12 protein-coding genes are annotated in these 10,939 nt (G+C 65.9%); 2 read left to right on the forward strand and 10 right to left on the reverse strand.

Annotation, left to right across the window (positions count from 1 at the left end):
• Positions 1–71: 71 nt before the first annotated feature.
• A complete protein-coding gene (locus tag GPICK_RS12505; protein ID WP_039743722.1) occupies positions 72–617 on the reverse strand; it encodes a helix-turn-helix domain-containing protein in 546 nt (181 codons plus the stop codon).
• Positions 618–963: 346 nt separating this feature from the next.
• On the opposite strand from GPICK_RS12505, the gene proC reads away from it, so the two are divergent.
• Positions 964–1,776, forward strand: a complete 813-nt coding sequence (gene proC, locus GPICK_RS12510) for a pyrroline-5-carboxylate reductase (RefSeq protein ID WP_039743725.1) — start codon at positions 964–966, stop codon at positions 1,774–1,776.
• A gap of 76 nt (positions 1,777–1,852) precedes the next feature.
• Here the strand turns inward: proC and GPICK_RS17105 are convergent, their stop codons facing one another.
• The 4 genes from GPICK_RS17105 to GPICK_RS12525 all read right to left on the reverse strand — a co-directional run bounded on the left by GPICK_RS17105 (position 1,853) and on the right by GPICK_RS12525 (position 4,798).
• Positions 1,853–2,122: a hypothetical protein gene (locus GPICK_RS17105; RefSeq protein ID WP_084201436.1), complete on the reverse strand. Its 270-nt coding sequence runs from the start codon at positions 2,120–2,122 to the stop codon at positions 1,853–1,855.
• Positions 2,109–2,945: a polysaccharide deacetylase family protein gene (locus GPICK_RS12515; protein WP_039743727.1), complete on the reverse strand. Its 837-nt coding sequence runs from the start codon at positions 2,943–2,945 to the stop codon at positions 2,109–2,111. The genes GPICK_RS17105 and GPICK_RS12515 overlap by 14 nt, the downstream gene beginning before the upstream one ends.
• A gap of 136 nt (positions 2,946–3,081) precedes the next feature.
• Positions 3,082–3,681, reverse strand: coding sequence for a hypothetical protein (locus GPICK_RS12520; protein WP_039743730.1), 600 nt, complete (start codon positions 3,679–3,681; stop codon positions 3,082–3,084).
• A 25-nt stretch (positions 3,682–3,706) separates the two neighbouring features.
• Positions 3,707–4,798, reverse strand: coding sequence for a hypothetical protein (locus GPICK_RS12525; RefSeq protein WP_144400093.1), 1,092 nt, complete (start codon positions 4,796–4,798; stop codon positions 3,707–3,709).
• Between the two features lie 243 nt (positions 4,799–5,041).
• On the opposite strand from GPICK_RS12525, the gene GPICK_RS12530 reads away from it, so the two are divergent.
• Positions 5,042–7,603 carry a carboxypeptidase-like regulatory domain-containing protein gene (locus GPICK_RS12530; RefSeq protein ID WP_039743735.1) on the forward strand — a complete coding sequence of 854 codons (2,562 nt, stop codon included), beginning with the start codon at positions 5,042–5,044 and terminating at the stop codon, positions 7,601–7,603.
• 12 nt (positions 7,604–7,615) lie between these two features.
• On the opposite strand, the gene GPICK_RS12535 is transcribed toward GPICK_RS12530, so the two are convergent.
• From GPICK_RS12535 to GPICK_RS12555, 5 genes are read right to left on the reverse strand one after another with little or no spacing between them, the layout of a single operon-like run.
• The gene (locus GPICK_RS12535; RefSeq protein WP_039743736.1) at positions 7,616–8,311 is read right to left on the reverse strand and encodes a YggS family pyridoxal phosphate-dependent enzyme; all 696 of its coding nucleotides are present in this window, start codon (positions 8,309–8,311) and stop codon (positions 7,616–7,618) included.
• A gap of 6 nt (positions 8,312–8,317) precedes the next feature.
• Positions 8,318–8,896: a Maf family nucleotide pyrophosphatase gene (locus GPICK_RS12540; RefSeq protein WP_039743739.1), complete on the reverse strand. Its 579-nt coding sequence runs from the start codon at positions 8,894–8,896 to the stop codon at positions 8,318–8,320.
• Positions 8,886–9,161 (reverse strand): hypothetical protein, encoded by a 276-nt coding sequence (locus GPICK_RS12545; protein ID WP_039743741.1) that lies wholly within the window; start codon positions 9,159–9,161, stop codon positions 8,886–8,888. The genes GPICK_RS12540 and GPICK_RS12545 overlap by 11 nt, the downstream gene beginning before the upstream one ends.
• Before the next feature lie 33 nt (positions 9,162–9,194).
• Positions 9,195–10,499 carry a methylenetetrahydrofolate--tRNA-(uracil(54)-C(5))-methyltransferase (FADH(2)-oxidizing) TrmFO gene (gene trmFO / locus GPICK_RS12550; protein WP_039743745.1) on the reverse strand — a complete coding sequence of 435 codons (1,305 nt, stop codon included), beginning with the start codon at positions 10,497–10,499 and terminating at the stop codon, positions 9,195–9,197.
• On the reverse strand, positions 10,496–10,903 hold the full coding sequence (locus tag GPICK_RS12555; RefSeq protein WP_039743747.1) for a hypothetical protein: 408 nt from the start codon (positions 10,901–10,903) through the stop codon (positions 10,496–10,498). The genes trmFO and GPICK_RS12555 overlap by 4 nt, the downstream gene beginning before the upstream one ends.
• Positions 10,904–10,939: the final 36 nt, after the last annotated feature.

Here is a 10,939-nt window from a genome sequence, read left to right on the forward strand (position 1 = left end):
AGACTCAGAGGAAAGCGATGCAATCTGAATTTCTCCGTGCCTCTGTGGCTCTGTGGCGGATTTGGTTGATTTTAGTAATCGAACGTCGGCGGGGTCACGACCCACAATATTTTAGCAGGCCCCTTGCCGACGTTCTTCACGGCGTGCCGCTTGTCCGAGGTGAAGTAGAAGCACTCGTCCTTCTTCACCGTGTAGATCTTGTCGTCCAGCCGGAGCTGGATCTTGCCGAGAAGGACAAAACCGAACTCCTCCCCTTCGTGGAAATTCTGCTCATCCATCTCCTCGCCGGGGGCCAGGGTCACCAGCGCCGGGTCCATGTCGCGGTTCTGGGCGCCGGGAACGAGGAGCTCCACCTGGATCTTCTCGTCTCCGGCCGAGGGCTGGACCCGCGCCTCCTTGCCGTAGACCACGTCCTCACCGATGGGGTCGCCGAAGAACTCCTGCATGCTGACGCCGAAGACGTCGAGGATATCCTTCAGGGTGGCGATGGAGGGGGAGGTGGCGTCGTTTTCCAACTGCGAGATGTACCCCTTGGTGAGGTCAGCACGACTCGCCAGCTCTTCCTGGGTAAGGGAATTGATCATCCTGAGCCGCTTCAACCGCTCGCCGATCTTCACGGGTTCCTCCGTGTTTAGAAATGCTAAACTTTATGTCATATGGCAAGTTTAGCATTTGTAAACATTCTGTAAAACGGCGGGTTTAGCATTTCTAAACTTTCTGTTTAATCCCGCGCGCACAAGGCGTGGTTTATAATATAAAGAAATCGGGGTGTCAACGATTTTTTTACGCACTCGCGGACCATTTCCCGGATGCCGTTTACCGCATCGGAACGCATCCGCCGGCAATCGAAAAACGGGTCGTACCGACGGGGAGCCGCCATCATCCGGCTTGACATTTTGGGGGGAGGGTTTTATTACCAAGAAAACCAATCGCGCGCGGCGCGCTTACGGAGGGAGACAGACAATGCTACGAGGCCGGAGACTCGGATTCATCGGCGGGGGGAATATGGCGGAGGCCATCATCAGGGGGGTGCTGGCGGGGGGAGTGCCTGCAGAGGAGATCTCCGTGGCCGAGCCGGTGGCGGCCCGCCGGGAGGAACTTCGCAGCCGCTACGGCGTCGATGCCCGGGCGGAGAACACCGACGTGGTGACCGCCAGCAACGCCGTCATCCTCGCCGTCAAGCCCCAGGTCTTCCGCGGCGTCGTGGCGGGGATGGGGTCCGGCGCCCTCGACGGCAAACTCCTCATCTCCATCATGGCCGGGGTACCGGCCGCCGCCATCGAGGAGGCGTGCGGCACGGCGGCACGGGTGATCCGGGTGATGCCCAACACGCCGGCCCTCGTCCTGCACGGTGCCTCCGCCCTCTGCCGGGGAACCCATGCCGACGACGACGATCTCGCCTTCGCGCAGTCCATCTTCGATCTGGTGGGGACGAGTTGCGTGGTGGAGGAGAAACTGATGGACGCCGTGACCGGCCTCTCCGGCAGCGGACCGGCCTACGTCTTCACCTTCATCGAGGCCCTCTCCGACGCCGGGGTCAAGAACGGCCTTCCCCGCGACGTGGCCTCCCGCCTCGCCGCCCAGACCGTCCTCGGCGCGGCGAAGCTCGTGATGGAAAGCGGCGAGCACCCGGCCATCCTCCGGGAGAAGGTCACCTCCCCCGGCGGCACCACCATTGCCGGCGTCGCCTCTCTGGAGCAAAACGGCTTCCGGGGCGCGGTCGTCGCCGCCGTGGATGCCGCCACCGCCCGCTCGGTGGAACTCGGGAAAAAGTAGACACTCCGTCCCCCAAAAGAAAAGGCCGGGTGACGACACATGTCGTTCCCGGCCTTTCTGCGTTATCCCCCGGAGATCAGGTTTTATCCCCCCTGCGGCAGCATCCGCCACCGCCCCCCGGCTTATCCCGGCAAGAGTGTTTCGCCCCGTGCCCCTGGAGCTCCGGGGCGGAAGTGCCATTGTGGGGATTGTTCACCGCCTCGTAGAAGGCGATCTGCTCTTCCATCGACATCTTGCGCCCCCGCGTCCGCGTCCCGAGGCAGAGTGAACAGCGGTCGTCCCCGCACCACTGGCAGAACCGGCAGTCGGGACAGGGGTGCTTTTTCGGGGGATCAGTAGACGACATTTCTCTTGGGCGCCGTTCCCGCCAGGATCTGGGCGAAGGCCTTCCCCTGGTCCGCGTTGATCAGGAGATACCGGGGAAGCCTGGTCACGCTCTCGGCGGGGGTCGCGTGGCGGCGCTCGATGGTGAAGGTGCTCACGTAGCCGGCCTCGGCCGCCTTCTTCAGCAGGTAGTCATCGTAGATGCCGAAGGGCCAGGCGAGGAGGTCGACCTTCCCCCCGAGTTCCTTCTCGATCTTGTCCTTCGACTTCTTCAGCTGCATGTCGACGAACTTCTCGAATTCCGCCGGCTTGAGCTTCTTCCGGTCCTTCTTGAAATTGGGGTGCCAGTAGGTGTGGGACTGGAAATCAAAGAGCCCGGTCTTTTTCAGCTCCCGGATCTGGTCCCAGGTCAGGGCGTACTTGGCGTTGGAGATGGCCGACGGGTAGACGAAAACCGTCACCGGCACGCGGTATTTTTTGACCAGGGGGAGCATGTCGGAGTAGACCGACTTGTGGGCGTCGTCCTCCACGATCACCACCGATTTCGGTGCCGGCGCCGGCCCCTTCTTCAGGTAGAAGTCCACCACCTGGCGGAGGGGGATGACCGTGTAGCCGTTCTCCCGGAGATACTTCAGGTGCTCCTCGAAGACCGTCGTCTTGATGGTCATGCCGTCGGCAACGGTGGGGCCGAGGCGGTGATAGAGAAGGATCGGGACGTTCATCCCCCGGCTCAGGACCGGCGCATCCTGGCTGAGGACGGCAGGCGGTGCAGGTTTGGCGGCAAGTGCGGGAAGGGCGGAAACTAGTGCAAGAACAACGGTAGGCAGAAGCAGGTGAAATCTCATGGGGAACGGGGTAACCTCCGAAATGATGTCAGGTTCCCGATTATAGTGCAAAAAGGTTACCAAGGAAACGGAAAGAATAGGGGGCGGCGGGGGGATCACCTGCGACCGGCGGGGAGAAAGCCCGCTGTGTCGTCGCTCACTCCCGGGCGCCGGCGCAGTACATCAGTTGGGCGACCGCCATGATGGCGGCCGCAAACAGCGGAGTGCAAAGAATGTAGACTCCGGCCAGCACCAGGCGGCGATGGAGCAGGGAGTGCTCGGTCCAGATGCGCGCCGGCTGCCAACCGGCGTTTTCAAGGAGCTCGGCGGTACCCATGTCGGGGTTTTTCCGCACGAACTCCTTCACCTCGGGCCTCACCTCCGTCCCCACATAGAGAACCGCGGTGCCGTGCCTGACCGTCCAGCCGGCCAGCAGGCGCTGGTACGAGAAGAACGCCACTACCGCCAGCACCAGCGCGAGCGCCGCTACCTTTCCCCAGAACCAGGCGTGGACCCTGCGGCAGCACCATTTCGTCATCGGGAGGACCATCAGGCCGAGCAGGATGGCGACAACGAACTGGGCGAAGGAGTAGAGGGCACGGTCCGAGCCGCTGCTGACGCCGGCCAGGTCGGGCGGCGGGGTATCCCAGAAGCTGCGGACCGTCTCCATGATCAGCGTAGCCACCGGTAGCACCATCGTCCAAAGCTGGTCGACACGGCGGATCGGATTCTCCTGCAGGGGGGGGTTGTCCGGCATGGGAACCTCCATGACTGCGGTGGGATCAGGGGACAAACAGATCCAGCGGAACCTGTCGCATCCCCTCGCCGATCCTCACCCGTCGCACGCTCCCCTTGGGCGGCTCGGCCTGCCCCGGTCGGCCCGCCCACATGAGATACCGCCCCGCCGGCAGGGTATGGCGGGTCGGGCTGCTCTTCTGCGGGAAACTCTCCGGCGCGCGGGACGGGGTGAACTCGAAGATCCCGAGCTGGTAATAGACGAGCAGGTTCGGCTCCTCACTGTTCCCCCGCCACGTCTTGACCGTCACCGCCACATCCTCTCCCAGCCCGCGGCTGCTTTTGCGGCAATGCTCGGCCTTTATCCGAAGATCTTCGGCAACCTCTTCCACGATGGCAAAGGACCTGGCGGCGTCAGGCTCCTTCGCTGCGGAGGCAAGCATCCTGAAATCGGCCACCAGCGATTGCTGATAGGCGACCGAGACGAACTCGCCCCACCGCCAGCGGCCGATCAGGTAATCGATCTCGGCATTGGCCTCACCCGCGACGGTTGCCGCCTTCGGCTGCCCCCCCTCCAGGCGGTGGGCCACGGCGACCATGCAGCGGGAGAGGGAGCGCAGCGCCTCGTCCACCAGGAAGTTGTTGCCCCGGTCGAGCCACCGTTTCTCCTCGCAGTACTGCGCCGCAACCCGCCCCAGCTCCTGTACCGACGCGGCATGGACATCGGCGAGCCGGATGAGGTAGCGCCCCGCCGGCGACGGCTGGAAAAACGTCTTGACGGTGAGCCGGTGGGTCCCCCCTTGCTCGGTCACGAAGAAGATTGTCTCCTTCCCCTCGCCGGAAGTGGTGCTGCCGAAGGCCCCGATCTTCTGGCCATCGGGGGCCGAAATCGTCACCACTGCGGCAACACCACGGCGGTCGAATTCCACCGTCACCGCTTGGGCGGAACCGAGTTCCAGGGCATAGACATGGGATTCGCCGACGGTCAGGGGTCTTTCGATCCGCCTTCCCGGGGTGAGGGGCTCGGGGAGGGTGGCGCCGTCTCCCCCCTCTCCCGCTGCCGACACCGGCACGGCCGGAAGGGAACAGATCCCCAGCATCCACAAGGCGGCGAGCCATCTCCACACGGTGCGATTCATCCCCATTGGCAGCTCCCTCCCTGAGAACGGTGAAACCACAATGATTGAAGCCGGTTGCTCGGCCGGTGCGATACGAATACCTCTTAACACAGAAACCATTCCAGTCAATCGGGCGCCCTTGCCAAACCCCGCGTTTCCCGTAAGCTTGTATCCAATTCCGGCAAGGCATGGGTCGCCTGCGTCCCGGTGCCTCGGAACGGCCAGCTGACGGCAACAAGACGAACCAACAAAGGGGAACTGCTCATGGACGAGCGATGGTCACCATCACTGGGAAAGATCCTGCTTCCGGCCGCCATTTTCATCGCAGCCCTCTTTCTCCTGTGCACCGGCTGCACCGGACCCGGGAGCCGGCATGGCTCCGCCGGCTTTCTCCGCCCCGTGACAGTGGTCCGGGCCTGCGTCGCCGGCAGGGTGACCGACGCCGTCACCGGCCGGGGAGTGGCGGGGGTCGCGCTGGAGGTGGAGCCCGCCGGCGGCGTGCATCCGGTCACCAATCAGGACGGCTCCTATTACGCCGAGTTCCCCGACGGCACCTACCGAATGCGGTTCGCCCGGCAGGGATACCGGCCGGCCGAATTCACCGTGCCGCTCACCCTCGGTGAGACCGTGGCGCGTGATGTGATGCTCGAACCGACTGCACCGGTCATCGTGGATGCAGGCAGAACAGTGACTGACGCGACACCCGGCTCCACGGTCACGCTCAGGGCGACGGTAACGATGAGGGACGGTTCGACCCTGAAGGGAATCCGCTGGGCCATGCAGGTTGAAGAGGGAGGGGTAGCCGGCCGGCTGTCCGGCACCGACGGCCCCGTCGTCCGGGTTACCCTCCCTCCCCTGGCGGCATACAAGGAAACGCTCCTCTACCACCTCGGGCAGGAGGGAAGGCTCCTGGACCGCTGGATGGTGATGGGGCTCGTGCCGTCGGACCTGCGGCGGGCCGGTCGGCTCGCCTTCTCGGTGACGGCGGAGACCACGTCGGGAAACTACACCGACAACGTCGACATCATCGCCGATCTCCGCCCCCTGGCCGCGCCGGGGCCGGGACTGCGGAACGTCGCCATCGGGGCGCCGCTCCTGCTCAACGGCCGGGAGCAGGCAACCTACGCCTGGACCTTGACCCCCCCCGACGGATCCCAGGCGACGCTGCGGGACGCGGCGACCCGCACCCCCTCCTTCACCCCCGACATGAAGGGGACCTACACCGTGAGCGAAGGAGGAGTCCCGCGACTCATGATTGTGGCGGGACGGTGGATGGGGGTGGTGGGCGCCCGCGATGAAGAGCTGCGCCCCCGCTGGGTAGGCCGCGAAGGGTGCCTCTGCCATTACAACGACGCGCTGACGCCGCGGTTTAACGCCTGGCGCAAATCGGGCCACGCCGAAATCTTCCAACAGTGCCTGAACACCGTCTTTCGCTACGAAGAGCGCTGCTTCACCTGCCATACCGTCGGCTTCGGTGGGACGCCGTCCGGCGCCGGCATCTCCGCCGTCCCCGCCTATGAAGCCTTTCTGAAGGAACCGCTCATCTGGGACCACGGCAAATCCCCTCCCCTTGTCACCCCCAAGCTCGGCAACTACGACTACCTGCTCGACTACTATCCCGACGTTGCGCGCCGCGCCAATGTCCAGTGCGAGAACTGCCACGGCCCCAACAACAGCGCCGCCCATAAGACCATGAAAAAGAGCGGCGCCCCCGAGCGGATCGCGCACCATGCCGAGGTGTGCGGGGTCTGCCACGACGAATCCATCGAGCCGAGCTACCGCCAGTGGCTCGCCAGCAACCACGCCAACTACCACCTGGCCGCCGAGACCGTGGCCCCGGAGCGGGGCGGCCGGCCGGCGGGAGAGTGCGGCCGCTGCCACACGGCCCAAGGGTTCCTCGCCTGGCTCGACCGGGGGGAGCGCGCCGCCCCCCTCGGCGCCAATACCCCCTTCCTCACCCCGGAAAAAGTCGATCCGGTGACCTGCATCGTCTGCCACGACCCCCACGATGCGGGCAACTCCTTTCGCTCCGGGACCGATAAGGTGCCGATCCGCGCCCCGGACGCCACCCGGATGCAGCCCCCGGCGCTGCGCGATGCACCGGGGGGAAGGGGGGCCCTCTGCATCATCTGCCACAGCACCGATGATGCCATCGGTGCAAACACGGCGCTCCCCCCCGGCTTCGGCACCCCTCCCCACGCCCCCCAGGGCGACGTGACCAGGGGCATCAACGCCTTTTTCGTGGAGAGGGGAAAACCGGGCAGCCATGCCCGGATCGAGGATGGTTGCATCTGGTGCCATGTGAAGCCGGTGCCGAAAGCCGGGCAGGGATACCCGCGGGGCGGGGTAAGCCATTCCTTCAAAACGGCGCCGCGGGAATGCTCCCGCTGCCATCGCGAACTCGACGGCGAGGAGTTGCTGGCCGCCCTGGAGACCGATACGGAAAAGCTCAGGGAAGAGGTGGAGGGCGCCATCCTGGCGGAGATCGGAAGAGCGGGAAACGTGACGATGGGGAATGCCGGGAGGGAGGGGAGTGACATCTCGCTGGCGCGGAACGGCATCGCGTCGCTCCAGCTCGTGGGGCTTCGACAGGAAATGGGGGCCGAGGTCGCCGATCCGTCAGGGGGGAAATATGCCGTGCCCCTGTCGCGCATCAGGCCGGGGGGAATGCCGCTGGCAGCGACCGGCACAGGACAGACAGCTCTCAAGGCCGCGTGGAACTATTTTCTGCTCAAAAACGATGGGAGCCGGGGGGCGCACAACCCCGCCTTCGTAAGGGAGGTGCTGGCCGCAACCCTGACCAGGCTGAGGGAGCGAGAGAAATGATGATACCGGCGGCTAGAGCCGGTACTCCCGCTCGCCGAAGAGGGCGGTGCCGACCCTGACCAGGGTCGCCCCCTCCTCGACCGCCGCCTCGAAGTCTCCTGACATCCCCATGGAGAGCTCGGCCATGGCGACGTTGGGGATCCCTTCGGCGGCAACGATGCCGGCGAGGCGCTTCAGCTGGCGGAAGTAGGGACGGGCGCCCTCCGGGTCGTCGAAGAAGGGGGGCATGGTCATGAGCCCCTGGACACGCAGGTGGGGGAGCGCCGCCACCGCACGGACGAGCGCCACGAGTTCGGCGGCCGAGGTGCCCGACTTGGTCGCCTCTCCGGCGATGTTGACCTGGACGAGGATGTCGCAGACCGCGCCGAGCCTCCCCCACTGGCGGTCGATCTCCTCGGCCAGGGAGAGGCGGTCCACCGAATGGATCATCGAGACGAGCCCCGCCAGGGATTTGACCTTGTTGGACTGGAGGTGGCCGATGAAGTGCCACTCCACCGCTTCGCGCACCGCGGGAGCCTTGGCGGTGAACTCCTGCACGTAGTTCTCGCCGAAGAGCCGCTGGCCGGCCCGGGCCGCCTCATCCACAGCCTCGGCCGGCTTGGTCTTGGAGACCGCCACCAGCCGCACCTCCGCCGGATCGCGGCCGGCACGCCGTGCCGCGGCAGCGATCTTTTCACGGATTATTGCAAGGTTGTCAGCGATGGACATGACGCCTCAGAGCGCTCCCAGTTTCCGCAGATCCTCCACCACCTCGCAGAGGGGGAGCCCCACCACGTTGGTGTAGGAACCGTCGATGCGCGCCACCATGTGCGCCGCCCCCCCCTGGATGGCATAGGCGCCGGCCTTGTCCATGGGACAGCCGGTGGCGACGTAGGCGGCGATCTCCTCGTCCCGCAGCGGCTTGAAAAAAACCTTCGTCGCCACCGCCTTGCAGAGGAGGCCGTCCCGTGCCTTGTCGTAGATGGCGTAGGCGGTGATCACCGCGTGCGCAACCCCGGAGAGCTTCCTGAGCATCCGCACGGCATCGGCCTCGTCGGCCGGTTTCCCCATGATCTCGCCGTCGCAGACGACGATCGTATCGGCGCCGATGAACCAGCGCCCCTCGGTGCGCGCCGCCGCGGCCACCGCCTTGTCCCGTGCCAGGCGCAGGGAGAAGTCCTCCGGCGACTCCCCCGCCATCGCCTCCTCGGGGATGTCGCTGGCAAAGACGTCGAACTCCACCCCCGCCGAGGCGAGGAGCTCCAGCCGCCGGGGCGATGCCGACGCCAGCACGATCCTGCCGCTACCTCCCATTGTTCTTCTCCTTCTCGGCCCTGATCCGCTCCTCGTACCGGCGGCGCATCTCTTCCTGCTCCTCCCAGTGCTTCTTCCAGTCCTTCTTCCGGACGAAGTGGAGCACGACGGCCCCCACGAGGATGACCCCCCCCCAGAAGATCGACATGAACTGCCCGCTGGAGATGCCGTAGCCGAGGGAGACGAGCCCCATCAGCACCAGGAGCGCCTCCATGGAAATGAGCCTGCCGATGATCGATATCTCCTGCTTTTCCTTGTCGTCCATGGGGTCTCCCGGGGGGGCGCGGCAAGCAGCCCCCTACATTATTTCGATCCAACGCACCAGGTCAGCCAGGGCACGCTCCGCAAGCTTTCCCCGACGCTCCTTCTTCTTCACTTTCCCTTCCAGTGGGGGGAAGAGGCCGTAGTTCACGTTCATCGGCTGGAAGTGCTTTGCCGGCGCCGTGGTGATATGGGCCACCAGGGCGCCCAGGGCCGTGGCCGGCGGCGGCACCAGAGGCTCCTCCCCCCGGGCGAGCCGCGCCGCGTTGATCCCGGCGAGAAAGCCGCTCCCCGCCGACTCCACGTATCCCTCCACCCCGGTGATCTGGCCGGCGAAGAAGATCCGCGGCCGGCTCCTGAACTGGAAGGTCGGCGCCAGCAGCGCCGGGGCGTTGATGAAGGTGTTGCGGTGCATGGAGCCGAGCCGGACGAACTCGGCGTTCTCCAGTCCCGGAATCATCCGGAAGATGCGCCGCTGCTCGGGCCAGGTGAGCTTCGTCTGGAAGCCGACCAGATTGAAGAGGGTCCCTTCCCGGTTCTCCGCCCGCAGCTGGACCACCGCATGGGGTTCCTGCCCGCTGCGGGGATCGACGAGCCCCACCGGTTTCATCGGTCCGAAGCGGAGCGTCTCTCTCCCCCGCTCGGCCATCTCCTCCACCGGCATGCACCCCTCGAAGTGTACCACTTTCTCGAACTCCCGCGCCGGCACCTTCTCGGCGGCGAGGATTTCGTCGACGAACCGTTCGTACTCCCCCTCGTCGAAGGGGGAGTTGAGGTAGTCGTCCCCCTCCCCCTTGCCGTAGCGGGAGGCCCGGAAGACCTTCGCCATGTCGAGGGATTCGGCGGTGACGATGGGGGCGATGGCGTCGTAGAAATAGAGGTTCGGCCCGGTCAGCTCCCGGAGCCGGCCGGCAAGGAGGTCGCTCGTGAGGGGGCCCGAGGCGACGACGACGATCCCCTCCGGCGGCAGGTCCGCCACCTCGCCCCGCACCAGGTCGATGAGGGGGTGCTCTTCGATCCGCGCGGTGACGAAGGCCGAAAAGAGCTCCCGGTCCACCGCCAGCGCACCACCGGCCGGGACGCGGGTGGCATCGGCCGCCGCCATGAAGAGTGATCCCGTCCGGCGCAGCTCTTCCTTGAGGAGCCCCACGGCGTTCTCCAGCGACTCCCCCCGCAGCGAGTTGGAGCAGACGAGCTCCGCCAGCCCCGGCAGGGTATGGGCCGGGGAGTACGCCTCTGGCTTCATCTCGTGGAGCGTGACCCTGACGCCGCGCTGCGCCGCCTGCCACGCCGCCTCGCAGCCGGCAAGGCCGCCGCCGATGATGGTGATGGCCGCCGTCACGGCGCCCCCTTTCCGTCGTCCGCAATCTCGTAGCGCTGCAGCGGATGCCCCGCCACCAGCCGCGCCCGGGCCTCTCCCTCGTCCCAGATGGTGAGGTATCCCTTCCACCCCCGGCTCAGGAGAGCCTGGATATGCCTCACCACCTCCGCCGACGGCGGTTCGTGAAAGGCGTTGTATCCCGAGAAGCCGCCGGGGGGGATGAGGCGGTAGGCGCCGTACCCCTGCTTGACGCTTCGCGTGGTGAGGGTGGCCGTGGCATCGCTCCAGGTGTGCTCCTCGTACTTGGTCCAGCCGCAGATGGGGCACATGACCCGCCGGGCGCCCGTGTCGCCCCAGCACTCGGTGTCGATCCGCGCGTAGGCGAAGCGGCACTGTTCACAGCCTTCATGCATCTCGTTGAGCATCGTTGATTCCTTTATGCAAGAAAGGCGGGGATCGCT

The organism is Geobacter pickeringii (assembly GCF_000817955.1).
Taxonomy (GTDB): domain Bacteria; phylum Desulfobacterota; class Desulfuromonadia; order Geobacterales; family Geobacteraceae; genus Geobacter; species Geobacter pickeringii.